The sequence below is a fragment of the Maribacter sp. C-4077 genome (assembly GCF_055378385.1).
Genome location: NZ_AP038807.1, coordinates 184818 through 210544 on the forward strand (window position 1 = coordinate 184818; position 25727 = coordinate 210544).

The following is a 25727-nucleotide window of genomic DNA, read 5'->3' on the forward strand; positions in this document are numbered from 1 at the left end:
TGGGAGTTTAAGGACCAATAAAGTTTTGATTTGGTAGCACATAAGTCAGGCTTTAACACCGTCCAAAACCTTTTTCTTCCTTTTGTAGGTTCGCCCATACCACAACAAAGCACCGGTTACAGGTAAACTAGCGGTCAATAGGCTTATTAAAAAGGCAATAATTTTTCCAACAATCCCACCAATCGCCCCAATATGGATATCATAATTCATGCGTAGGATTTTTTCGGCAACCCCTGCATTTTCATATTTTCCATAGATGCTAGGGGTTTCTATCTCCTCCAAGGTGTTCTGGTCAAAAAATCTATAATCCGCATCGTAATAAAGACCTTTACTATGGGATACCTCCACATAAATACTTTCCTCCGATGTATATGGATAATGAAGCTCAAAACTTTCCGCATCGGGATTTTCGTTAGAAAGTTTCGTTATCAAATAATCCATTGGTAAAACATCTTCCTTTTCGTCCGCTTTACGGATGTTTTCCGGTATCATGAAAACAGGTTCCTTTTCGCCACCTACGGACTTATATACTGCATATTTAAGCCAGTTATAAGACATCAATGAGCCCGTAAAGGCCAGTACCAATGAAAATGCACAAATATAAAAGCCAATAACCGTATGTAGATCAAAGTTTTTACGTTTCCATCGTGTAGTACTTTTCCAATCAAATTTTAAGCGCTGCCTTAAGTTTTTACGTTTTTTGGGCAACCATAATATGAAACCTGAAATAATTATGAAAATGAAAATCAAAATTGAAACGCCAACTATCTGCTCGCCAATATTTTTTGGTAACCAAAGTCGCATGTGCCCTTTTAATACAAATGCGAAAAAACCGGATAGATGGTCATCCACTTGGATAACCTCGCCAGAGTATGGGTTTAAAAAAACGCTTTGATAAAATTCAGGTTCGGCATCGTAAAATATTACTTCAATGGCATCGTCCCTTTTTTTGAACAAAGTTCCATGAACCGTGTTATCGGGAAAAATTTGCTTCGCGAGATCCTTTGCCTTGGTTGGTGTTAGTATGGGACGGTTTTCCGGAACAACCTTTTTGTAATCGTCATATAGACTCTCAATTTCTTCTTTAAAGGCCCAACCACATCCCGTGATGGCAACGATGAACACCACTAGTCCGGTCGAAAGCCCCAATATCTTGTGAAGTTGAAATATGATTTTTTTAAATGTCATCCTTAGTAAACTTAAAAAGGACAAAAGCGTTTTATCGCCTTTGCCCTTTCTTAAAATTATGTTTAGAACCTGTACGAAAAATTTGCCAACAATGCCCTTGGTTGTTGTGGGTTTATGGTTGTCCAACCTTTATAATATTCCTTATTGAACGCGTTGTTCAGTTTTAGCCCAATTCTATAATTTACGGATTGGAAATAAAGGGATGCATTGGCAATGGTATAACTTGGCAAAATAAATTCTCCGGTAGATTCATAATTTATGGCAAAGCGTTCGCTTGCCCCATTGAACCCCAATCCCATTCCAAAACCGTTCAAAGCTCCCTCTTGAAACTCATAGTTTGCCCAAAAGTTATATAACGTTTCAGGGCCTGCCTCAAGAGGTCTTCTGTTCAAAATTTGCGCATTGTCGGATTTGGTAGTTTCACTGTCATTATTGCTAAATCCTGCCCTAACATCCAAACCATTTACAGGGTTGGCGTTTATTTCTATTTCAAATCCACTACTTACTACTTCACCACCCTGAATTCTATTGAAAGGCGAAGAAGGGTCTGTGATGACGCGATCAATAACCTTAATGTCATAGTAACTAACGGTAGCATTCAGTCGGTTATCGAAAAGATTGGTTTTGAAACCGAATTCAATCTGGTTTGCCTGTTCGGGGTCAAAGGTTTTCAAAGTTTGAGGTCCTTCATTGGGATCTCCTACCAACTGGGGAGCTACGTTGGTAAAGCCATTTTGGTAGTTTCCAAAAATGGATAACCTGTCCTTGATGGGCTGGTACAATAAGCCGAATTTTGGTGAAAGTGTGGTCTGGTCAAAATCATCGCCCTGGTTCTGTAAACTACCTTCATTGTCAAAATGATCCACCCTTAGACCAATCATCGCCGAAAGGTTATCCGTAAAATTGATTACATCCGAAGCATACAAACTGTAAATATGATATTTGGATTTCACATTGCTGACCCCCTGCGAAGCGAGCGCGGCATCAACTCCTGAAGTGGAAAGAGGAAAAAGGTCATCTTCTACCTCCTGTGTAAATGGGTCGTCCCCGTTTGAACCTCCATTAGGGGTAATATTGCCATAGAATGCGTAACCTGTACTATTGTTGGTCTGTGTTTCGTTGAAATAATCAATACCTATCACCATTCGATTCCTTAAGGAAGCCAGTTTAAAGTCTCCAATGAAGTTTTGCTGAATATCGGTTGTTTGTGTATTTGCGTTTTGTTTATTGATAAATCGGGTATAGGTATTTCCCTCCAAGATACCATAATCAAAGAGATACGAGTAATAACCTTTTGTAGAAGTAGAACTTTTGGAAAGGAGCGTTTGCGATTGCCAGGAATCGGAAAGCTTATAATCCATTTCAATACGATAGTTCTGCGTTGGGTTCTGTAAGGATAGATCATTGCTGGTAAATGATAACTTGTTATTATATCCCAGTTCCTCTAGATTGGATGCCACTGTAGGTGCGCTTCTGTTTAAAAATAAGAAGGTGGGATTTGTCTGCTCTGCCTGGGTAATTTCACCATAAAAAGAAAATGAGAGTCTATTGTTTACTTTGTATGATAAGGACGGAGCAATAAAAAAGGACTTTCTAAAACCTGCATCCTGAAAACTCTCCTCGGTCGTGTAAGCGGTATTCAACCTAAAATATAAATTGTCCGCCCTACTCAGGGGGGTATTGAAATCTCCTACAATTTGATTTAGGCCATAGGTACCGGAAGTAAACGACAGCTCCCCTCCTGTACCCACGTAGGGTTTTTTGGTAACTACATTGATAAGTCCTCCATAAGAACTAACTGCATTGCCAAACAACGTTGCGGAAGGGCCCTTTAATACTTCAATCCGTTCTATGTTTGCAGGATTGATGGTACCATTTGTCAGTCCGGGCAGTCCATTCACCAATTGCGGTTGAATGGAAAAACCGCGAAGCGAATAATATCCTGCACCGTCCCCGCCCCTACCGGTAGAAGTCCAAAGTTGCTCAACGCCCGTTGCATTTTTTAATGCATCATCAAAATTTGTAACTATTTGCGATTTTAAAATTTCGTTGGTAACGGTACTATATACTTGAGTATTTTCAATGTCCTTTAAAGGAAGCTTTGCGACATAAGCCGTTTTCTTTCTAGAAAACTTATTGGTACGCCCCTGTACGGTAACTTCACTTAGTATTTCATTGCCTTCGTACAAGATAATATCAAGATCGACAGTTTTATTATTTGATATTGAAATGGGAATTTCGCGAGTTCTATAACCCAAGTAGGAAACGGAAAGTATATAGTCGCCATTGGCAATATTGGAGATTTCAAAAGCACCGGCTTCATTAGTCTGTGCACCTTTTGGAGTATTTACCAGCGACACGTTTACACCCCAAAGTGGTAATTGGTCATTGTCTTTTACCGTTCCTGAAATTGCTCCATTTTGGGCAAGGGTTACCCTTGAAATGAACAATAAGGTCAGGATACAAAAAAGTTTTTTCATTTGGTTTTATTTAGACTTAATATAAATTATAAGGGCAAGACAAAAATATAAGTGCGTTCTGACATGCACAAATTATTTATATTAAATCTAAATAAATATTCTTAATGGTCTGATTATGTAATGCTGGTGATAAGCAACTTTTATAGCGTGAAGCACAATTTCAGGAATATATAGTATGTTTCCTAATCCATATTATAGGATTAAATAATTCCAATGACCTGTTGGCTTGACCATATTCTAACCCGATTATGGCAATTCCCTAAAAGCAAACAATTTATTCCTTGTTATTTTTGTCCAATCCCTTTTTAGCAACGAATACACCGCTAATCAATATAACCCCAAATACAATTCCCGAATAGGAATTAAATTTGTTGACCTCCGAAAAATGGAGATAAACACCCAATGCGATGCTTAAAATTCCAATTGAAAAAAGTAGATTTTGAGCAGGTTTTTTCATAAAGAATCTTTAATGGGTTAAAAACAAGTATGCCCTTTTGAGATAGGTGGATTGAATTGCTTGATTACAATGTTAGTTTATCTATAATTAAATTTCAAAATACTCCATAATTTTTTGATTCTGGCCAAAACTTGAAACTTTCTTTCAAATCTAATTTTTGGCATGATAGAAGGAAGATTTGCCTTAGGTCATTCTTGCACTAGGGAAGCATCGGTAAGTATAAGAGCATATGCTCCCTCCAATTCTGAGAGTGCATTAAAACGCCATACATCATCCACTATGGGCTGTTGTTCATAGGTTTTAATTAAGTCGCCATTTTCTGCCTTTCGGTAGAGAATTACCTTATCAAAAGCAATACCGCTGGACGGTTTCACAAATACGACCCAATCCACTACAGAACCTATAAATTGTTTTGTACCCTCTTTAATAACTACTTCACCGGCAGTTTCTGATATCCATATCAATTCAGTACTTGAATCGTTTTGAATATAAAACTCAGTACGTAAAACAGGTTCATCGTCAGACTCACATTGGGTGGACATTAAAAGGGATGCCAAGAACAACACGTATATTTTCTTCATGGGACAACAAGTTTAACCTTTTACAACTTAGTTCTTAAAAACACTATCTAAAAACGTAAAATTATTGTTATAAATACAAAAATTTAGAAATACGAAAGCTAAGATCCGGCGGCACTGCGAATGTTCAATTCCTCCTTTGTAGTCCAAAGTCATAAGGTGCATCCACCAATCGCTTGATAGTTGCCATTTGCCCGCAATGCCACATGGTATGTTTTATGTTCCAATCGATGGCCTCAAACTTGGTTTTAACCACGGGATGCGGTACTTTGGTAGGTTCCACGGGTTGCCACAGGTTGGATTCTGACAACGAGTTGATGACCTCCAAGGATGTGTTTTGCATCCGTTGTAAATCGGACCAAAGGGCAGCTGGGGTCCAGGTTCCCTTCATTTCTTTTGCAAACGTATCGTAGCCACATAATTTGGTATACGATCGTAGGTCCAATTTTTCCAAAAGTTCCGGTAAATGCCCCACCGTGGTCATGATGGAATGGTAGTAGATACTCACGACCAGATGACCTATCTGCCAGCTAAGATTTGAGCCTAAAGCTTCGGGGATGATTTCCCATTTCTCGGCAGGAACGGAATCCATTAATTTATGGGTCCAATCATAGGCCGTTTCCGTTTGTTTATTAAGGATTTCAAGTTCGGACATTTGAATTGATTTACCAATCAAAGATATTTAAACTATTGTTTATGAATTAATTATAATTTTAATAAAAAAGAGCCTCTTAAAAAGGCCCTTTTCGCTTCTTAGGTATCCCACTTATTTTTTAAGGAAAGAAATCAAAATTTCGTTCAGCTCCTTCGCATGGGTGATGTTCAATCCATGGGGCGCACCTTTGATAATTTCATACGTATTATCAGCTATACCCTTGGCAGCCTGCTCCGCCGAAGTTTCAATAGGTACTGTACTATCGGCATCACCGTGTACGATCAATGTAGGTACGTCCACATTCTTGAGTTCCGATCTAAAATCGGTGTGCATCCATGCCAAGGCAGCCTGTATGGTACCTCTAGGCGAGGCATGCGAGGCCACGATAAAGTCATATTCCAATTGTCCCTCGCTGACCTTGTTCTTATTATCGTCATAATTGTAAAATCCTTTGTGAAAGGTCTTCAAGAATCCAACTCGATCTTTCTGCAAAGCATCCTTGATATTGTCCAAGACATTTTCGGGCACCCCGGCCGGATTGTCGTCCTTCTTTTTTACCAATGGAATGATGGAACTGATCAGGGCGGCCTTGGCAATCTTATCGCTTCCATAATCCGTCAAATAACGCACCACTTCGCCCCCGCCCATGGAAAAACCTACAATAATGGCATCCGTCAGTTTCATTTTCTCAATAATTGTATGCAGGTCACTGGCCAGGGCGGAATAGTCGTAATCGCCCCAAGGTGCGGAGGAAATTCCAAAACCCCTGCGGTCATAGGATATACAACGGTATCCTTCTTCAACGATTTTCCAAACCTGTTGCTCCCACGACTTTCGGCTCAAAGGCCAACCGTGAATTAAAATAACCGGTTGTCCTTCCCCGTAGTCCTCATAAAATATGTCAACAATTTCCTTTCCTTTTTTGTTCGTTATAAATGGCATCTTAGTTCTATTTTAAGTTTGAAGTAAAGTACCCTTTAAAAATAAATTTGCTTAACGCGTTCACTTAGATTGTTACCTGAATCAATGTTTTGCTACTTTTATGGTATGTATACGCCCAAACACTATAAAAACGAGGACCTTGCTAGCGTAAAGGAATTTATAAAAGCGAACAGCTTTGGAATTTTGGTAAATCAGGTCGATGGAAAACCTTGGGCCACCCATATACCCATGGAATTGGATACCGATGCCGATGGAAACGAGGCACTGGTGACCCATATAGCTAAGGCCAACCCTCAGTGGCGACATTTTACGGAGACTGATGAAGTGCTTTGCATCTTTAACGGTCCCCATTCCTACGTGTCCTCCTCTTGGTATGCCGATGAAGAAGTACCAACTTGGAACTATATCGCCGTGCATGTATACGGTCGAATCCGTATGTTATCGGAAGATGAAGTGTTGGCCTCCATGCATCGATTGGTGGACAAATATGAAAAGGATTCCAAGCATCCCATTTCGTTGCACGATATGTCCCCAAAGACCCTGGCACAGATACGCGGTGTAGTCGGATTTAAAATTTTGATTACTGACATCCAGGCAACTTATAAATTGTCACAAGGTAGGGAACACGACCATTCCAAGATCATATCGGAGTTGAAGGATCGTGATGCGGGTGCCAGGGCAATTGCGGTTGAAATGGAAAAAAAGACGTAACAATGCAAAAGCGCGGTATACATTTGGTTTTGCTCTACCTATTTCTATGGGTAGCAACGTTTGTATATTTCCTGGTCCGGTTTTCCCGAAGAAATGAAAGCCTTTCTGAATATATCTCCTTTTTCTTTGAACTGGCCTCCCGCAAGTTCATCCTCATAGGTTTCCACATCCTTTTTCTACTTTGTTGCTTGCTTTATTTAGTACTTGCCCATTTTGTAAATGTGGGCAGAAAAAAAGGTAGTCGTACCGCTTGGCGCCAATTTTCATTCCGATTTTTACTGCCCATCGTTTTTCTGGTCGTTGGTTTTAAAACAGTGGTCTTCATCAATGCCAATGAGGGACATGATTTTCAATGGGACCATAGCGCCATGAACACATCGGGGAAGGCAAATCATTATTATGAAATTGACAAAAAGCACAGGGGCGCGAGTGTCTTTGGTTGGTCGGACAACAATACGGAAGCCATAGCGAATCTGATAAAAGCAAACGTGGAGTGGGTGGCCGTCGTTCCCTTTTTACATCAGGAAAACGAGAAGACAACCCAAATGGAAGTCCCTGAATCTATGGAAACCTATGACCGAAGGGATTCCAGCATCGTAAGGGCCATCAACGACCTGCACAATAAAGGACTCCACGTGCACTTAAAACCCCATTTATGGATGAACGAAGGTTGGCGGGCCAACATCCAATTGAAGGATGAAGAGGCTTGGGACCAATGGTTTGAAAGTTACCGAAAAAACATGCTCAAGTATGCCAAAATAGCCCAAGAAACGAACACGGAACTATTTTGTGTGGGAACGGAACTAAAAACTTCCATCAAAAAACAACCCGAAAAATGGAGATCACTCATTTCGGAAATCCGTACCCTGTACGATGGCAAACTCACCTATGCCGCCAACTGGCACGACGAATATGAGCATATCGATTTTTGGGACCAACTGGACTATATTGGCATACAGGCCTATTTCCCACTTACCAAAGAGGAACACCCCACTTTGGAGAGCATCGAAAAAGGCTGGGACAAACATTTGGCCGCTTTGGAGGCCGTTCACAAAAAATACAGCAAACCCGTCCTTTTTACGGAAGTGGGCTATAAAAGCACCCCCGATGCTACCATAAAACCATGGGAATGGGGTTCCTATTTTAATAAGTATACCATGAAGAAATCGGACCGGACCCAGCAACTGGCCTATGAGGCCATGTTCAAAAAGAATTGGGACAAACCTTGGTTTGCGGGCATTTATATCTGGGAATGGCAAAATAGGACCACTGCGGAAAGTGCAAAAACCGACCTTGATTTCTCGCCCCGTTTTAAACCTGCGGAAAATGTGATCGCCAAGTGGTTTGGCAAGTATCCCTCCCACCAAAAACCCTGATTTTCTTGGTTCACTTCGCATGTAGTTCATCGAATTTATGGTACTATTAATCTTCAGGTGTTTAGTTTTTTACACCTTTGTACTGCCCAACTTTTTAAAATAACCGGTTTTCAAAAAGTCTTGAGGAAACCATTAAACATTTTAAAATGAAAACAAATCTTATTTTCACCCTACTCGCGTATACCCTATTTTTAGCTGCCAGTTGTTCCGATGACTCCCCAAACCTTAATGAAACCGGGAGGTTACGGGTTCAAATGGTCGACGCCCCATTCCCTTTTGATCAAGTTACCGAAGCCAATGTAACCGTATTCAAAATCGATGCAAGATTAAAAGAAGAGGAAATTATTACGGAAGACGATGAAGCGGTGGATGAAGATGCGGAAGAAATGGACGCCCCGTTCGTAGTTCTCATGGAGGAGGAAATCCCACTAAACCTATTGGACCTAGTGAACGGAACTACGGCCAGCCTAGCCGATTTAGAAGTACCTGCAGGCACCTACGATTTGGTTAGGGTCTATGTAAAAGGTATAAACGTGGTTCTTACGGATGGAACCGAATATGACCTCAAAGTGCCAAGTGGAGCGCAGACGGGTATTAAAGTCTTTATCAATCCGGGACTAACCGTAGTGGGTGGTCTATCGGCAGATCTACTATTGGATTTTGATGTAAGTAAATCCTTTGTTGCCAAAGGAAACACAAAAATAGCCGGAGGTATTAACGGGTTTAACTTCAAACCAGTGATCAAAGCATCAAATATGTCTACGGCAGGAACCCTTACAGGAAACGTTTCAACACTTGTGGAAGAAGCTCCTTTGGGACTGGAAGGCGCATTGGTTGAGATATTCAATGAAACCGATACCTTGACGACCTTTTCCGATATAGATGGAAATTATATGATCATGGGAATTCCGGCCGGTAGTTACAGAATCACTGCAGGTTTGGAGACTTATGTTCAGAGCGATACCTTATCCGCAGAAGTTAATGCTGCCAACAGCACGGTTCAGGATTTTCTATTGGAAGCGGAGCCGATAGTAGAAGGAGGTAACTAAACACCTTCAGTTTGCATGGGATAAAATAAAGAAGACGGTCACGGACCGTCTTTTTTATTTCTGAATGCTTCGTTCCTGAATCAGCTTTCCTTAAGCGATTTCATATCGATAACGAATCGATATTTCACATCCGATTTTTGCAAACGGTCGTACGCTTCATTGATATCCTGGATATTGATCATTTCAATATCGCTCACCACGTTATGTTCGCCACAGAAGTCGAGCATTTCCTGTGTTTCCTTTATACCGCCTATCAATGAACCTGCAATACTTTTTCTTCCCATGATCAATCCACCGCCATGCAAAGGATCCAAAGGTTCCACAGCCCCAACGATGACCATACTGGCATCGCGCTTCAACAGGTTCAAATAAGGGTTCATGTCATGCCCAACGGGAATGGTGTTCAAAAGAAAGTCGAAGCTGCCTGCGTGTTTTTTCATTTCGTCTTCGTTTTTTGAAATGAGAACTTCATCCGCCCCCAATTTTTTGGCATCACTACTCTTGTCTGGAGAGGTGGTGATCATGACCGTATGGGCACCCATGGCATGGGCGAACTTGATATCCATATGGCCCAAACCTCCTAAACCGATCACGCCCACCTTATCATCCTTCTTTACCCCCCAATGGGCCAACGGGGAATAGGTAGTAATTCCCGCGCAAAGTAGCGGAGCGGCCGCTTTGGCATCCAAATTTTCAGGAATTCGCAATACAAAATCCTTATCGACCACAATGCTTTCCGAATACCCCCCAAAAGTATGTCCACCAAGATGTTTATCCTTACTATTGTAGGTCATGGTGGCGCCATTCTCACAAAATTGTTCCAAATCATCCTTACATGAGCTACACGTTTTGCAGGAGTCTACCATACAGCCCACGCCCACCAAATCGCCTTTCTTAAAATTGGAAACGTTCTCTCCTACTTCCACGACTTTTCCAATGATTTCATGCCCAGGAACCACGGGATATTGGGAATTTTTCCAGTCGTTGCGTACCTGATGTAAATCGCTATGGCAAACCCCACAATATAGAATATCGATTTTGATATCATCAGGGGTGATATTCCGCCTATTTATTTCAAAAGGTTTTAAATCCGCCTCCTTTGAAGAAGCTGCGTATGCTTTTAGTGCCGTCATTGTTTGTGCTTTAATTTTTGTAAAGTTGAAAAAAATAAAGGGAGTTCGTTGATCTATATGCTAAAATCGTGGATGCATATTGTTCAAATTTCGTTTTACAATTCCTAAAATTTTGTTAAATTAAACTTAAGCTAACTTTTATTAATCAAACACTGACAGATGGTCCGTGTACGACAATTTTTCAAGAAAATTTTAAAACCTTACGAAGTGCAGGGAATACTTCCCAATATATTGTTATTACTTCCTAGGGTCATAATGGGCTGTTTATTAACCTTTATTTTCTCCAAGGAACTACTTGGCACCCCATGGGCAGATGAAGGTTTAGAGCTTTTACAGGTGGCGCCCTGGTTTGTGGAAAAAGTATCGAATTTTGGTATTCCCTTTAGTCTTATGCCAAAAACCTTTGCTTGGTCTGCAGGTTTTACAACAGCCATGGGAGGTATTTTGTTGATTATGGGTGCAAATACCAGAATCACCGCCTTTTTTATCATTTGTATGATGCTGATAACCATCCTTTTTAGGGCATGGGACGGCAGTTGGGATATTCTCCCCGTATTCAGTTTCTTTTGTTTCGGACTTTTCTTTTTGGGCTTTGGCGCCGGAAAATATAGTTTTGATTACTATTTTTCCAGATATGTTCTTTAGAGGTTGTTCAACTGATTGCTATTGTTATCCTGGCTGATGGTCCAAAAGAAACCGACAAAAAAGAAGGTATCCGCATTTGGACGGATGGTACGTCTTTCAAAAACCCCCAGATCATTGGGTGAATCCGCATATTGATATCCATTTACATTGTTGAATCCTGCCACATTGCTGATTGAAAAGTATAGGATTTTCTGTTGGGACAGTAAATAGGCCCAATTGATGCTCAAATTTTTAAAGGGTTTGGTTTTTTCACTTAGGTATCCGGTTTTGTTGGGGTCGTTGTACGGTCTTCCGGAACCATAATTGTACGAAAACCCTACCTGGGAAGTCAAATCCTCCACCCAATATTTGGTAACCAGCGAGAAACTATGTTTAGGTGCAAAATTGGGAGTGGCCCTTTCCCTGAAATTTCGGTAATCCCTTTCGGTGTCCAAAAAGGAATAGGAAATCCAGTAGTCCAAGTTTTCGATACTTTTATTGTCCCGCCAGAAAAGGTCCAGCCCCGTTGCATAGCCGCCTCCGTTATTATTGAATACGGAATTGAACCCGGGCATATCCGTATTGAACTTCACCAATCCGTCATAATTCTTATAATACCCCTCCGCCCTGAAGGTTTTCCCGTTATCCAAGTATTGATAATTTAGGATGTAGTGCGACGTTTTTTCGGCCTCTAGGTTCTGGTCAAACTTCAGGTACTCAGACCATGGGTTTTGATAGAAGTCCCCATAAGCCAACGAAAATTGTCCCTTTTCGCCACTTTTATAGGCCAATGAAAATCGGGGTGAGAGTGTGGTCTGGTCCAATAGCGCACTGTGCTCCATGCGTCCGCCCAATTTCATGGCAAACCGATTGCTGAAGTAGACATCCGTTTCCGCAAAACCGGCCCATAATCCGTCGTCAAAACCATATTTAAAGGGGTCTACTCCAGCACTGCCGAAACTTTCATCAAAGTCTTGCACAAAATATTCCGTACCAAAATTCAATTGGAGTCGGTTCGTAAAGCTCTTTCCCATTTTGGCCTTGAGGTGTACGGCGGTTTCCTTGGAGTCAATCGCATTGTTCAGCACATTGATATCGTTGGTATCATTGGAGATACTTGCGCCCGTGGTAAGCGTCCATTCCTTATCGAAAAAATGTTTGTAGGAAGCGTTCAGGTACAAATTGTTGTTTTTCAGACTAAAAGGCACAAATTCCTCAAAATTGATATCGGCCTGCGCAATGTCCAAATTGGAATGATTGAAACCCGTATACAGCTTGAACATACTTTTGTCCCCCAGACTACGAAACACCGCTTCCCCAGAAATGGATTCAAAAGGTTTGTTCCATCGCATATCCTGATCGGAAGGTACCAAGACCTGATACGGGGCCAAATTGATGTAATTGGCATTGATGCTCAGGGATTCCTGGCCCCAAATTTCAGTATGGCCCAGTCCACCACCAACGGACATAAGGGAAATATCCGTCTTTTCCTGATCCGGGATATCCGTAGTGTTCAACAAAAGTACACTGGAAAGTGCCTGACCGTATTCCGCGGAATATCCACCGGTACTAAAGGTAATCCCCTTGAACAAAAAGGGGGAAAATCTACCCCGTGTAGGAATATTGTTCGCAGTGGCATTGAAAGGCTGAAAAACCCGTAGGCCATCAATGAAGACTTGGGTTTCCCCGGCGGCACCTCCCCGTACGAACAACCTACCGTCCTCGTTTACGGTACTGGTTCCTGGAAGCGTTTGTAGGGCGGCCACAAAATCGCCTGCAGCCCCTGCCGTGGTAACGATATCCAAAGGTTTTAATACCGAAGCCTTTGAATTGTCGCCCGCCTTGAAACTCCCGGCAGTTAGGGTAACCCCTGTAAGTTCGTTCAAAGCTTCGTACAAGGTTATCTTAAGGTCCTTCAAATAGGAAACGTCTCCCGCTTGGGAATATGTTTCATAGGAAAGCATGGAAACCAGTAAGTGCTGTGTGCCCGTTTCGGTGGTTTCAAAACTGAAACTACCTTGGGCATCGGTAGAGGCACCGTCATAGGTTCCTTCCAAATAAACATTTGCGCCTTCTATTGGACTGTTCTTTGCATCCAGCACCACTCCAGATACTACGGTTTGTGCAAAGGTCCCTGAGGTAATTAGTATGCATATAAACTGATATAAAATTCTCATGATGTTTTTATTCCGATTGATTACGGCACAAAACTCCCCAAATGGAAAAAGTTGTCAAACTTGGCTTGACCGAAGTGTGGAATTTCCTACCTGAACTGTTCCAAAAAAACAGGTCAACAACTCACTCCAAAAATTCAACAATTGGGTAGGTGCGTTTTTTTTGTGGTTTGGATATAACGCAATTTTGAGGCATCGAATAACTTTAAAAACCGAAAACATGAAAAAATTAGGATTTATTTTAGGATTGGTACTGACAAGCGTAATGCCCGGATATGCCCAAGAAAAAAAGGGCGTAAACATTACCGTAACCATTGAAAACGTACTGTCAAGCGAAGGACAGGTCATTGGTTCCCTGCACACCGCCGATACCTTTATGAAAGGGGCCGGCATCCAAAATCAAAGCGTGGATGCCCGTACAGGTGAGGTGACCCTTACCTTTACGGATGTTGAACCCGGTTCCTTTGCACTTATGTTGATGCACGATGCCAACGGCAACCAACGTATGGATTTTGAACCAACCGGTATGCCAAATGAGAGTTACGCCACAACAGGGGAAATGACCTATGGTCCGCCTAATTTTGAAAGTTCCAAATTTGAGGTAGCCGATTCCGATTTGGAATTTAGGATTCGCTTCTAAATAAAACATCAGTAAACTACCTCTGGGTATGGACCCCTTGAGAGGTGCCTATCAAAAAACAAAAAGACTTCCATTTGGAGGTCTTTTTTTATAGAAAGAATTTCCTAATTTTAAATGGATAACCTAGATACACCTTCCTATGCCAACCATGATAAAGGCTTCCAATTTTGAGGGCTATGTTGCCCATTTCCCTATAAAAATACAGGAGCAATTACGTATACTGCGGAAATTGGTCAAAGAAACCGCTCCAGAGGCCGTTGAAGGAATAAGTTATGGAATGCCGGCGTACAAACTGAACGGGAACCCTTTGGTATACTTCGCGGCCCAGAAAAAGCATTTTGGGTTTTATGCCATGCCTTCCGCACATGCCGCATTTGAAGAGGAACTGGCCGGTTATAAAAAAGGGAAAGGTTCCGTACAGTTTCCCTTTGAAGAAGAACTTCCTTTGAGGCTCATAAAAAAAATGGTCAGTTATAAAGTTCGGGAACTTAGTAACTGACCATTTCGTAGGCTTTATATCCATTAAATATCTTCTGCCAGCCAAGCCTTCATCATCCAAACCGTTTTTTCCTGTTCCGTTATGAAATCACTCATCATAGAATTGGTTCCTTCATCAACAGCATCGCCCGATGATTTTAAAATACTTCTTTCTATGGTCAGCAATTCCTTTAATGAATTGACAATCAAACGAATTGCTTCATCATCCTTGGTAATATTCTTGCCTACAGGTACCGAGGCCATATCAATGTAGTCCTCGAAAGTATGCATAGGAACACCGCCCAAGGTTAATATACGCTCTGCCAGCATATCTACTTTAGCGTTTGCGTCGGTGTATAACTCTTCAAACTTTAAGTGCAAGTCAAAAAATCTTTTGCCCTTAATATTCCAATGTATTCCACGTAAGTTTTGATAATACCTTTGAAAATTGGCCAAAAGCAAATTTAAATCCTTACTAATCTCTTCGGATTTGTCGGTTTCTAAGCCTATACTATTTAATTTCATATCTGTTTATTTATATATTAAGTTATCGATTGCAATACTAAGTATAAAGATATTGAATAAAAATGACGATAGTCATAAATATTATTGATAGTTTTAATACCTTTATCATTAAAATCGTTAGCATGACAATTACCCAATTAAGATACGTATTGGCAGTCGCCGAATATCAAAACTTCACCTTGGCCGCGGAGAAAAGCTTCGTTACACAGCCTACTTTAAGTATGCAGATACAAAAGCTTGAGGATGAGCTGGATGTACAAATATTTGACCGCGGAAAAAAACCGATATCGGTGACAGAAGTCGGACAAAAAATTGTGGCCCAGGCAAAGAATATCGTCAACGAAGCAAACAGGATCAAGGATATTGTCGACCAAGAAAAGGGATATATTGGCGGTGATTACACCGTGGGCATCATCCCTACCATTATGCCCACCTTGTTGCCCATGTTCCTAAAAACCTTCATCAACAAATACCCAAAGGTGAACCTCATCATCAAGGAGCAGAATACCGAAACCCTGATCGAAAATCTCCAGGACGGCCATTTGGACGCTGCAATTGCCGCCACGCCCTTGGAGGTGGACACTATCATAGAGAGACCGCTATACTATGAACCCTTTGTGGGCTATGTCCCTAAAAATCACAGGTTGGGTAATTATTCGACCTTGGAAGTAGAAGACCTGGATGTATCCGATATATTATTATTGCAGGACGGCCATTGTTTCCGGGAAGGCGTTTTAAATCTTTGTAAAGCCCCAAAAAAATTGGGCGGTGACCACTTTCAATTACAGAGCGGAAGTTTTGAGACCTTGATCAACCTTTCCAACGAAGGCCTTGGCATGACCCTTCTGCCCTTCCTAAATACCTTGGAATTGGAAACAGATAAAAAAGAGAACCTAAAGTACTTTAAGGAACCATCCCCGGCACGGGAAGTAAGCCTAATTTATCATAAAAGCGAACTGAAAATACAAATTACGGAAGCCCTGCGAGATGTTATTTCTGGAGTGGTTCGCGGGGCCATTGCTTTTCAGGACGTAAAAATCATAAGCCCCCTAAACAAGTAATCAAATTCAAAGTGGTGGTTAGTAAACCTAGTTTATCCACTTGGTTCAAAAAAAAAGCCACTTTTCAGTGGCTTTTCGATTATTTATTAAGATACATTAAACTTGGTCTAAGTTCCGGTTTGTCATCAACGAAAGACTCCAACCAGACCTTTAATTCGGCCACCTCCTCGGGTAGCAATCTCTCAAGGGCTTTTTTAAGCTCCTTGTAAAACAATTTGGCATCAAAACTAACCTTCTGGAGTACCGTCTTACTGTACTCCAACATTGTTCTTTTCATCTAAACACGTTTTTAAATTAGTTGTTGTGTAAATTTAAACCCCAAAGCGAATATAAAATTGCATTCAAAAAGTTAAAATCGATTAAAAAATGTTAAACCGCCTTTGGAAATTAATTTTAGGAAAATACAAAAAGTAAAAACTATATCCTAAAATATTGGATAACAATAAAATACATAATAGTTATATGCGAAAAATATCCCTGCTATTGTTGCTCTCAGCCCTTGTATTTGGTTGCGCCAGCGTTAAAAAAAGAACGGAAAAATCGATTGGTACAACCTTGAATTCCCCTTTTTTTGATAACCAATTTACCGGGTTATTAGTCCTTGACCCAATTGCAAAGGATACCCTATATAGTTATAACAGCGACAAATATTTTACGCCGGCCAGTAACACCAAAATCTTCACCTTGTACACGGCCCTAAAAACATTGCCAAAACAGGCACCTGCACTTAGGTATCTTCAAAAAAACGACACTCTATTTTTTGAAGGAACGGGCGATCCCTCCTTGCTGCACCATTACCTAAAGGACAGTACAGCCTATTCGTTTTTAAAAAACAGCATAAATCTGGCATACCACTACTCCAACTTTCAGGATATGAGGATGGGTCCGGGATGGTCTTGGGACGATTTTGCTTGGTATTATTCCCCGGAGCGAAGTGCTCTACCCATTTTTGGAAATACGGTGATGATCCATGATACTCCGGATTATAAAGTAACTCCTGCCTATTTTAAGGACAGTGTGTTGCAAATCCAACATTCATGGAACCGAGAAGAGAAAAGGAACCTCTTTTATTTTGATTCCGCCGAAAGGGATTCCCTTGAAATCCCTTTTATAACCGACGCAAATACCATAAAAAGTGTTTTGGAAGGTTTGTTTGCTATGCCGATAACCTTAATCAATGAAATGCCCAAGGGCGAAAAGAAAACCCTCTACGGCATCGAGATGGATTCCCTTTATGTTAGATTGATGCATGAAAGCGATAACTTCATTGCCGAACAGTTGCTCATCATGGCCTCTGGCGTATTGACGGATACCCTGAACTCGGAAAATGCCCGAAACCATATCTTAAAAAACCAATTGAAGGATCTCCCGCAGCAACCCCGTTGGGTGGACGGCTCGGGATTATCACGATACAACCTGTTTACGCCCAAATCCATGGTGTATGTGTTAAACGAGTTGTATCAAGAAGTTCCCGAAGAACGTCTTTTCAGTATTTTTCCAGCGGGCGGTGTTTCGGGTACGTTGAATTCTTGGTATGGCGGAGAGGAAGCGCCGTACATCTTTGCAAAATCGGGAAGCTTGGGCAATAACTACTGTTTGAGCGGGTATCTCAGAACCAAAAAAGGCCATTTGTTGATTTTTAGTTTTATGAACAATCACTTTAGGCACTCCCCATCCGAAGTGAAAGAGCGAATGCAAACTATTTTTGAGGCACTACGGGAGGGGTATTAGGTGGTGGCTTTTGGCAATTAGCAATTAGCAATTAGCAATTAGCAATTAGCAATTAGCAATTAGCAAAAAAACACTTTTCATTTTTCTTTTTTTCAATTCCAACCTGCAACTTGAAACTTGAAACTAAAGACTATAAACTATGAACTTTTAACTTTAAACTCCTAATCGCTAACTCCTTATACCCCTATCAACTTATTTAGCTGCGCATACTGCAACAGCATCACGGTCTTCGCATCGCGAATTTCACCTGTTGTCATCATTTGCAAAGCCTTTTCGAAAGGAATTTCAAGAACTTCAATATTTTCGGTCTCATGTTCGGCACCGCCACCCTCTTCAATTTTCATGGCGTCTTCGTAGGCACCAACGAATAAATAGAGTTTCTGGGTCACGGAACCCGGACACATATAGGTGACCAATACCTGCGTCACTTCGGTAAGTTGATAGCCCGTTTCCTCAAGGGTCTCCTTTAAAATGCATTCCTTAGGGCTAAGTCCGTCCAGCAAACCCGCACAGACCTCCACCATCATTCCGTTCGTATTCCCATTTACATAGGTGGGCATCCTAAATTGGCGGGTAAGCACCACGGTCCTTTTTTGGGTATTGTAGAGAAGCACTGCGGCACCATCGCCACAGTCATAGGATTCCCGTTTTTGAACCTCCCAGCTACCATCGAACTTCTGATATTCAAAAATGTATTTGTTAAGGGTGTACCAGTTATCGGAAAGAATTTCGTGTTGAATATTTTTTATTCTGCTGTTTTCCATGTGCTAAATTTAACGAACATAATTCGCATAAATTGCTATCTTTCTCAACTAGACCAAACCTGTTTTTTATGCTATGAGGACCCAATTCGGCCATTGGCTCATATTTTTCCTGTTCACTTTCTCCGTCTCGGCGCAAGATTTGGGGGAACGCTACCTAGCTGCTTGGAAGGCCTTTTATCCCTCCCAAGCACTGGAATCGGGTTTTCGGCCCTCTGTATTCCAATATGAGGACCTATCCCAAGAAAATATAAAACAATGGATTGGCTTCAACGAAAACTTTCTATCCCTGCTGGCAGAATCCAATGCCCAGATAGACCCTGTAGACGGCAGGTTGTTGCGTGTTCAGGCCCAATCGGAAATCGATACCTGGAAAAACCTAGCCAGCCACAACCATTTCCTCAACTTGTATGCGAAGCACATTTTGAATGCCGTCCCATCGGTGGCAAAGGCCGATTATCTTCTGGACAACGAAAAAGTGGATCTTATTTGCCATCGGCTTATAGCCATTGAAAAATTGGCGTCGGCTGCACAAAAAAACCTGAAAAACGTTTCAAAAACCGATTTGGGGAGCGGTCTGGAAAATTTATCCGATGCGCTTACCTATCTATCGCAAGACAAGTATGAAAATTTGGGTCGGGATCAAATCGCCCAACATTGTCCCGAAATGACGAACGCGATAAAGAGTATCGAATCCTTAAAAACACTTGCCTTAGAAAGCTTGAAGGATACGTCGCTGCCCGATACTTCCATATTGGGAAAACAGGAATACGACCGAAGGTTAAAATTATATACGGACAGTGAACTGACTTCGACCGAATTGGCCCAAATGGCCCTTGACGAAATTGAATCGGTACGTAAACTCATCGCCCAAGTGTCCACACAGTACCTTATTGAGACCTATCCCACAAAAAACCTTCCTAAAACCGATTTGGAGATTATTGGTTTGGCCTTTGCCGATATGGAGAAGGACGCTCCTTTGAACAGTGCGGATTATCTGGAATTTTGGCAAGAGCTGGCCGATAGGGCCGTTGATTTCATCGCAGCAAATGAAATTGCCACCTTACCTAAAAATCAGACCCTACGCATTCAAACAGCGCCTGAAAGTGCAGGTCCCGCAGCCCGCATTGGTTGGGTGGCTAGTGCGCCCCCGTTCGACCCCAACCCCATGACCACGCTCAATTTGCCTTCTATTCCGGATACCCTGCCCCAACAGGAACAGGTCGATTTTTGGGCTTCCTTCAACAAGCCCTTTAACCGTATGATCGTCATCCATGAGCTTTTTCCAGGGCATTACATGCAATTAAAAATCAGTCGGGAAACCCCACACCCCGTTCGATTGCTCTTTCCTTACGGGATTTTTATGGAGGGTTGGGCGACATTTACGGAAAAAGTCCTCTTGGACGCCGGCTGGGAGGCTGAAAATAAGCTCACTTTTTTGGCGCATCTGCGAAAACGTTTGGAAAATGCAAATAGGGCCTACACCTCCGTGCAGGTTCACTGTAACGGATGGAACCAGGAGCAGGTTTTAAAATTCTCCACGGAAACTTCCCTGCTGGCCCCACAGTTCGCCAAAAGTCTTTGGGGGCGGATCATCAACAGTCCCTTGCAGCTTACCTCCTATTATTTGGGAGGGGCCCAATTCACCCAACTACTAAAAACGGAGAAAGAACGCCTTGGAGACAAGTTCAATTTGAAATTTTTTATGGATACCATTTTGAAATCAGGTCCCATACCCATCGACGAATTCTATGATATATTTGAAAAAACGAGCCCAAACTAAGCAATGGAACGAATAGCATTACAACCCGGATATACGATTTCAAGGGTAATCAAAGGTGGGTGGCACTTGGCTGGTGGTCATGGCACTATCTCCGAGGAGCAGGCCTTGGCCGATATGCGACACTTCGTGAAAGCGGGCATCACCACGTTTGATTGTGCCGATATTTATACCGGTGTGGAAGAGCTTATTGGCAAATTCCGAAAAAAATACGAAGCTGAATTCCGCTCGGGAGAGTTGTCGCCCCTTCAGATACACACCAAATATGTGCCGGATTACAAAGCCTTGGCAACGCTCAAAAAAGAGGATACAATCCGCATAATCGATCGTTCGCTCAAGCGCCTAGGTGTCGAGCGATTGGACCTGGTACAATTTGCGTGGTGGGATTACCAATTTCCCAAGTATCTGGAAACCGCGGTGCACCTATCGGAATTACAGAAAAGCGGAAAAATACGATATCTGGGGGTTACCAATTTTGATACCCAACGCATTCAGGAAATGCTTGATGCGGGTGTATCCATCGCATCGAATCAGGTGCAATATTCCGTATTGGACCATCGGGTGGAAAAGAACATGACCGCCCTTGCCCAAAAACACCATATTCCCTACCTCTGCTACGGCACCGTGGCCGGTGGGTTTCTGAGCGACCGATATCTGAATGCACCGGACCCTGTTCCACCCTATGAAAATCGTTCCTTGACCAAATACCGATTGATCATTGACGAGTTTGGCGGATATGAACTCTTTCAGGAAGCCTTGCGGACACTTAAAGGTATTTCCGACCAATATGCGGTTGGAATCGCCGAAGTCGCATGTAAATATATCCTACAAAAGCCGATGGTAGGTGGAATCATCGTAGGTGCCCGAAACCGGAATCATCTAGAGAGTCTCAAGAAATTGGACAGTTTTACCTTAACCCAACATGACCTTGTAAAAATAGAAGCTATTGTTTCCCGAAGCAAAGGCCCCAACGGACCCTTTTATGAATTGGAGCGCGACAAGACCGGCAAGCACGGTTCCATCATGAAGTACAACCTAAACGAGGACTAGGTTTGAAGCTGGACGAAACACAGGAAGCCCTTCCAAAAATTGAATTCTATGGTGGCACCTTAGGGGTCTTGTTGCCCTTTTTCGTCTTTGTTTCCGGTGTGATAACAATTGCACTTTCGGGAGCTCCGGACGAACGTGGATTTTGGCCCGTTTTAATACTGGCCTTAGGCTTAGGTCTTTTGCTTTGTAAGGACAAAACCGCGTTTTCCCAAGTGGTCATTTCAGGAATGTCCCAAAAAATAGTGATGATTATGATCACCGCTTGGATGTTGGCCTCCATCATAGGTGTCCTTATGACGCTTACAGGTTTTGTTGAGGCGCTTATATGGCTTTCCGATCAGGTAAAACTTTCGGGTCCAGGGTTTATTATCGCTACCTTCCTCATTTGTTGCATTGTTTCTTTATCTACGGGTTCGAGTTTTGCAACCATATTGATTTGCAGCCCCCTGCTCTACCCAACTGGCGGTGTTTTAGGAGCACATTTGCCCACCTTGGCCGGAGCGATTTTGGGCGGAGCGACCTTTGGGGATTTTATTGCTCCAATTTCGGACACGACCATTGCCAGCGCCCTAGGTCAAGATGCTAAAATTGGCCCTACCATAAAAAGCCGATTCAAATATGTTTTTCCTGCAGCATTGTTTGCTTTGGTCTCCTATGGTGTGATGGCCTACAACAACGTAGGTACATCAAGTATTGCTGATATAGGTGGGTTGGGCAATCCAAAAGGACTCCCTATGTTATTGGTGCCCGCATTCATCATCTATCTTTTCCTGAAAGGAAAACACCTTTTGCACGGACTCTTATTTGGGTTACTTTTCGGAACAGTTTTGAGTCTAGTATTTGGACTTTTACCATTCGATAAGGTCATTGCCCTGGATATCGAAAATTTCACCACCAAAAGTTTTATTATCGATGGAATCAACAGGGCCGTTGGACTCAGTTTTTTTACCATACTCTTAATGGGTCTGGTAGCAACGTTAAAGGCCAGCGGACTTATGGACCGTTTGGTAGATTTTGCCACTGCCCAAGCAAAAACCGAAAAGCATGCCGAAGGTTGGATCGTTACGGTCATGAGTATGGCCGTGTTATTGACTACCCACAGCATTGTCGCTATTTTAATGGTGGCCGACTTTACAAAAAAAACGGGCGAACGATTGGGAGTATCTAAAATACGACGCGCCAATCTCTTGAGTTTGATTGCCTGTATATTCCCCTTTATAATCCCTTATTTCATTCCTGTAATATTAATGGCGAACATGACGAAAACGGGCCAAGAATATGATATTCCACAAGTGAGTCCCTTGGAAGTAGGTTTGTTTAATTTCATGTCATGGGGTCTTTTGATCATGACTGTAATAACCTTAATTTTTGGCTGGGGAAAGTTTAACGAAAGAAAAGATAACAATGAAAAAAGATACAAAACTTAGGGATGATCAGTTTGAACTCTATGATTTAACCGTGGTCGTTGAGAGCATTAGCGGTAACTGCACGTGTAATATGAAAGTCGGCGATAAATTTCACCTAAAAGGTGGAAAACTCTCCATGCCGGATAAATCCGATTTCTGTTTGTATGCCCTACAATCCACCCTACCCCTATTACCCACCAAACAGCGAAAAAACCATCCGGCCGACTGGATGGAAACCGATGCCCGTGTCGTCTGCCCGGATCCTGAGTGCAAGCTTATCATGCGCATAGACAGAAATAACCTGAGGATCCTAAACCACGATGATGTGAGCCCGATTAAATGGAAAAAATAAAGATGAAAACCGGTAGTTTTGAAGAAAAAGATTAAAGCACTGTGAGATTTCGATATTCAGAAATTCCAAAAACCAAGTTTCAAAAACCAAATTACTTAATCAAGTCCGAAAAAAACACCCCACTTCCAGGTCAAAACCCTAATAAGTGAGGTGGATATTTTTAGAGAAAACGAGTATTGATACCTTTAGTTGAACAGGATATATTTCTACAAATTACAAAACAACCGGTACAAGTTTCCTATTACAGACTCCAACGATTACCTACTTCGGAAAGTGGTTTACAAGGCTCATAAGTTCCAGGAATGGGGTCATAGCTCAATACATTTTCTCCTATTTCCTCGGATGTAAAATAAGCCCAAATAGCCATGGATTTCATTGATCTATAAAAACCTACAGGTTGCTGGTCCCCTACCGTAGTTCCCCAAACACCGGGATTGAATTTTGGAGAGCTCGCTTCTGCCTCTTTCAGTACGGCCGTTTTGTCGGCATCACTTAGTTCCGGAAAAATAGCTCCATATTTTTCCTTAGCGGAAGCATTAAACTCGGCAATCGCATTGCGCATATTTTGTTGTCCTTCGGCATCATACGTTTGGGCAACAACATTGTCTATGAACATATCGGCCTTTACATCCAAACCGCCGAGTGTATCGGTCGTAGGTAAAATAGTGTCTATTAAAGCCGAAATGGTCTTAGCCTCCTCCTCGGTAAAAAACTCGGGCTGCCAATCCAACCGGGTCTCTGTTTTACAAGATTGCAAAATGGAAAAAAGGGAGGGCATGGCAATTGTTGCACCTGTCAATAGGCCCGCTTTCTTAAGTGCTTTTCTTCTATCCATGATTTTAGATATTAAATTTTTTCAATTCGGATACTGCATGATCGGCCGCTCTTGCTGTCAGGGCCATATAGGTCAATGATGGATTCACACAAGACGAGGAAGTCATGCACGCGCCATCCGTTACAAAGACGTTTTTGGCCGCATGTACCTGATTAAATCCATTAAGTACGGACGTTTTTGGGTCCCTACCCATTCTTGCAGTTCCCATTTCATGTACTCCATATCCTGGCGGGTGTTCCTTATCAAATCCCATTACATCTTTGAGTCCGGCTGTTTCCAACATTTCAACTGCGTCCTCCTGAATCTGCTTGTTCAAGGCCTTTTCGTTCTCCTTAAATTCGGCATCTATGGTCAAGGTAGGTTGCCCCCATTTATCCAACACATCTTTATTAAGACTGATTTTGTTGTCATGATACGGTAGACATTCCGCAAAACCGGTAATGAAGAATTCCCAACCGCCCGGCTTCAATATACTGTCCTTAAAGTCGGCCCCAAAGGATTCTATATTCGCCGGATTGCCTCCACGGTAACCACTACCTTGGAAGCCGAAACCACGTACAAACTTATCCGATAAAGATTTTTCATCAATATTTACATATCTAGGGATATAGATACCATTTGGCCTTCTTCCCTTGTAGTATTTATCCTCAAAACCTTCAACCTTACCTATGGCACCAACCCTGTAAGTATGATCCATTAAGTTATGACCCAATTCTCCGCTATCATTGCCCAAACCGTTCTCAAAACGCTTGGATTTCGAATTCATCAAAATATGGGCGGTACTCAAGGCCGAGGCGTTTACGAAGATAATCTTGGAGTTGAATTCAATGACTTCACTCGTTTCTGCGTCAATGACCCGAACGCCTGTAGCCTTTCCTTTGGCGTCATCATAAATTACCTCTTGTACAATAGAGTAAGGCCTAATGGTCAAATTCCCCGTGGCATTCGCCGCTGGCAAGGTAACCGCATTACTACTGAAGTAGGCTCCATAAGGACATCCCCTACTACATCGGTTTCGGTTTTGGCACTGTCCCCTTCCATTATGGGGCTGGGTCAAATGGGCAACCCTACCAATAATCATGTTTCTACCTTCAAAATTCTTTTCTATTCGTTCCTTAACATGTTTTTCCACACAGTTCAGTTCCATGGGAGGAAGAAAATGACTATCGGGTAATTGTGGTAATCCTAAGGCTTCCCCACTAATTCCCGCAAATTTCTCCACATACGTGTACCAAGGTTCAATATCCTTATATCGTATAGGCCAGTCTACACCGTGACCATCTTTTGCATTGGCCTCAAAGTCCAAATCGCTCCAACGATACGTCTGTTTACCCCAAAGAAGGGATTTACCTCCCATTTGGTGACCCCTCAACCATAAAAACGGCTTCTCTTCCGTGTAAGGATTGGCTTCATCATCGGCCCAAAAGTGTTCCGTATCCTTGCCGACCCATCCGGAGCGGATGTTTTTGTAATGTTTCTTTTTCTCTTCGGGCGTAAGTCCACCCCGTAGTTCCATGTCCCACGGATCCCAATGCATGGTTTTGTAATCCACCACATGTTCAACGATAGGTCCTCTTTCCAATACCAAGGTTTTTAGTCCCTTTTCACAAAGTTCCTTTGCTGCCCATCCTCCACTGATTCCTGATCCCACAACAATGGCATCATAGGTCATGTCCTTTTTTGCGTCTATATTAAAATTGGCCATAAAAAATATTAGTTAACCCAATAAAGATAGGATTAAT

The 25727-nt window shown here is 42.1% G+C and carries 24 protein-coding genes; 12 read left to right on the forward strand and 12 right to left on the reverse strand.

The features are described from left to right. Positions 1–45: 45 nt before the first annotated feature. From ACZ41C_RS00840 to ACZ41C_RS00860, 5 genes are all read right to left on the reverse strand, one after another. Positions 46–1188, reverse strand: coding sequence for a PepSY-associated TM helix domain-containing protein (locus ACZ41C_RS00840; protein ID WP_464563622.1), 1143 nt, complete (start codon positions 1186–1188; stop codon positions 46–48). 62 nt (positions 1189–1250) lie between these two features. Continuing rightward, on the reverse strand, positions 1251–3668 hold the full coding sequence (locus tag ACZ41C_RS00845; protein ID WP_464563624.1) for a TonB-dependent siderophore receptor: 2418 nt from the start codon (positions 3666–3668) through the stop codon (positions 1251–1253). 645 nt (positions 3669–4313) lie between these two features. Next, complete coding sequence (locus ACZ41C_RS00850; RefSeq protein WP_464563626.1) at positions 4314–4706, reverse strand: hypothetical protein; 393 nt, start codon at positions 4704–4706, stop codon at positions 4314–4316. A 124-nt stretch (positions 4707–4830) separates the two neighbouring features. Beyond that, positions 4831–5358: a DinB family protein gene (locus tag ACZ41C_RS00855; RefSeq protein WP_464563628.1), complete on the reverse strand. Its 528-nt coding sequence runs from the start codon at positions 5356–5358 to the stop codon at positions 4831–4833. Between the two features lie 111 nt (positions 5359–5469). Then, positions 5470–6300, reverse strand: coding sequence for an alpha/beta fold hydrolase (locus ACZ41C_RS00860; RefSeq protein WP_464563630.1), 831 nt, complete (start codon positions 6298–6300; stop codon positions 5470–5472). Between the two features lie 105 nt (positions 6301–6405). Here ACZ41C_RS00860 and ACZ41C_RS00865 point away from each other — a divergent pair, with 105 nt between their 5' ends. The 3 genes from ACZ41C_RS00865 to ACZ41C_RS00875 all read left to right on the forward strand — a co-directional run bounded on the left by ACZ41C_RS00865 (position 6406) and on the right by ACZ41C_RS00875 (position 9436). Next, complete coding sequence (locus ACZ41C_RS00865; RefSeq protein ID WP_138258656.1) at positions 6406–7011, forward strand: FMN-binding negative transcriptional regulator; 606 nt, start codon at positions 6406–6408, stop codon at positions 7009–7011. 2 nt (positions 7012–7013) lie between these two features. Beyond that, positions 7014–8387 (forward strand): glycoside hydrolase family 113, encoded by a 1374-nt coding sequence (locus ACZ41C_RS00870; protein ID WP_464563632.1) that lies wholly within the window; start codon positions 7014–7016, stop codon positions 8385–8387. A gap of 146 nt (positions 8388–8533) precedes the next feature. Next, positions 8534–9436 (forward strand): DUF4382 domain-containing protein, encoded by a 903-nt coding sequence (locus ACZ41C_RS00875; protein WP_464563634.1) that lies wholly within the window; start codon positions 8534–8536, stop codon positions 9434–9436. 80 nt (positions 9437–9516) lie between these two features. Here the strand turns inward: ACZ41C_RS00875 and ACZ41C_RS00880 are convergent, their stop codons facing one another. After that, positions 9517–10569 (reverse strand): NAD(P)-dependent alcohol dehydrogenase, encoded by a 1053-nt coding sequence (locus ACZ41C_RS00880; protein ID WP_464563636.1) that lies wholly within the window; start codon positions 10567–10569, stop codon positions 9517–9519. A gap of 159 nt (positions 10570–10728) precedes the next feature. Between ACZ41C_RS00880 and ACZ41C_RS00885 the strand changes: the two genes are divergently transcribed. Next, positions 10729–11214 carry a DoxX family protein gene (locus tag ACZ41C_RS00885; RefSeq protein ID WP_138258496.1) on the forward strand — a complete coding sequence of 162 codons (486 nt, stop codon included), beginning with the start codon at positions 10729–10731 and terminating at the stop codon, positions 11212–11214. Here the strand turns inward: ACZ41C_RS00885 and ACZ41C_RS00890 are convergent. Beyond that, entirely contained in the window at positions 11211–13370 is a 2160-nt protein-coding gene (locus ACZ41C_RS00890; protein WP_464563638.1) for a TonB-dependent receptor, read from the reverse strand. The two genes, ACZ41C_RS00885 and ACZ41C_RS00890, sit on opposite strands and share 4 nt — an antisense overlap. A gap of 217 nt (positions 13371–13587) precedes the next feature. Here ACZ41C_RS00890 and ACZ41C_RS00895 point away from each other — a divergent pair, with 217 nt between their 5' ends. Next, entirely contained in the window at positions 13588–14007 is a 420-nt protein-coding gene (locus tag ACZ41C_RS00895; RefSeq protein WP_464563640.1) for a DUF2141 domain-containing protein, read from the forward strand. Between the two features lie 139 nt (positions 14008–14146). Then, positions 14147–14506 (forward strand): iron chaperone, encoded by a 360-nt coding sequence (locus ACZ41C_RS00900; protein WP_464563642.1) that lies wholly within the window; start codon positions 14147–14149, stop codon positions 14504–14506. Positions 14507–14529: 23 nt separating this feature from the next. Here ACZ41C_RS00900 and ACZ41C_RS00905 read toward each other — a convergent pair whose 3' ends face one another. After that, positions 14530–15009, reverse strand: a complete 480-nt coding sequence (locus tag ACZ41C_RS00905; RefSeq protein WP_464563644.1) for a Dps family protein — start codon at positions 15007–15009, stop codon at positions 14530–14532. Positions 15010–15131: 122 nt separating this feature from the next. Between ACZ41C_RS00905 and ACZ41C_RS00910 the strand changes: the two genes are divergently transcribed. Beyond that, complete coding sequence (locus ACZ41C_RS00910; protein WP_464563646.1) at positions 15132–16070, forward strand: LysR substrate-binding domain-containing protein; 939 nt, start codon at positions 15132–15134, stop codon at positions 16068–16070. Between the two features lie 79 nt (positions 16071–16149). Here the strand turns inward: ACZ41C_RS00910 and ACZ41C_RS00915 are convergent, their stop codons facing one another. After that, complete coding sequence (locus ACZ41C_RS00915; RefSeq protein ID WP_138258500.1) at positions 16150–16347, reverse strand: hypothetical protein; 198 nt, start codon at positions 16345–16347, stop codon at positions 16150–16152. 185 nt (positions 16348–16532) lie between these two features. On the opposite strand from ACZ41C_RS00915, the gene ACZ41C_RS00920 reads away from it, so the two are divergent. Continuing rightward, a complete protein-coding gene (locus tag ACZ41C_RS00920) occupies positions 16533–17801 on the forward strand; it encodes a D-alanyl-D-alanine carboxypeptidase/D-alanyl-D-alanine-endopeptidase (RefSeq protein WP_464563649.1) in 1269 nt (422 codons plus the stop codon). 176 nt (positions 17802–17977) lie between these two features. Here the strand turns inward: ACZ41C_RS00920 and ACZ41C_RS00925 are convergent, their stop codons facing one another. Then, positions 17978–18565: an NUDIX domain-containing protein gene (locus ACZ41C_RS00925; protein WP_464563651.1), complete on the reverse strand. Its 588-nt coding sequence runs from the start codon at positions 18563–18565 to the stop codon at positions 17978–17980. A gap of 73 nt (positions 18566–18638) precedes the next feature. Between ACZ41C_RS00925 and ACZ41C_RS00930 the strand changes: the two genes are divergently transcribed. The 4 genes from ACZ41C_RS00930 to ACZ41C_RS00945 are packed head-to-tail and all read left to right on the forward strand — an operon-like array spanning position 18639 to position 23150. Next, positions 18639–20345, forward strand: a complete 1707-nt coding sequence (locus ACZ41C_RS00930) for a DUF885 family protein (protein WP_464563653.1) — start codon at positions 18639–18641, stop codon at positions 20343–20345. Positions 20346–20348: 3 nt separating this feature from the next. Next, a complete protein-coding gene (locus ACZ41C_RS00935) occupies positions 20349–21392 on the forward strand; it encodes an aldo/keto reductase (RefSeq protein WP_464563655.1) in 1044 nt (347 codons plus the stop codon). 2 nt (positions 21393–21394) lie between these two features. Beyond that, positions 21395–22819 carry a Na+/H+ antiporter NhaC family protein gene (locus ACZ41C_RS00940; protein WP_464563657.1) on the forward strand — a complete coding sequence of 475 codons (1425 nt, stop codon included), beginning with the start codon at positions 21395–21397 and terminating at the stop codon, positions 22817–22819. Then, the gene (locus ACZ41C_RS00945; RefSeq protein ID WP_464563659.1) at positions 22797–23150 is read left to right on the forward strand and encodes a TIGR04076 family protein; all 354 of its coding nucleotides are present in this window, start codon (positions 22797–22799) and stop codon (positions 23148–23150) included. The genes ACZ41C_RS00940 and ACZ41C_RS00945 overlap by 23 nt, the downstream gene beginning before the upstream one ends. Before the next feature lie 241 nt (positions 23151–23391). Here the strand turns inward: ACZ41C_RS00945 and ACZ41C_RS00950 are convergent, their stop codons facing one another. After that, on the reverse strand, positions 23392–23985 hold the full coding sequence (locus ACZ41C_RS00950) for a gluconate 2-dehydrogenase subunit 3 family protein (RefSeq protein WP_464563661.1): 594 nt from the start codon (positions 23983–23985) through the stop codon (positions 23392–23394). Positions 23986–23989: 4 nt separating this feature from the next. Beyond that, positions 23990–25690: a GMC oxidoreductase gene (locus ACZ41C_RS00955; protein WP_464563663.1), complete on the reverse strand. Its 1701-nt coding sequence runs from the start codon at positions 25688–25690 to the stop codon at positions 23990–23992. Between the last annotated feature and the right edge of the window lie 37 nt (positions 25691–25727).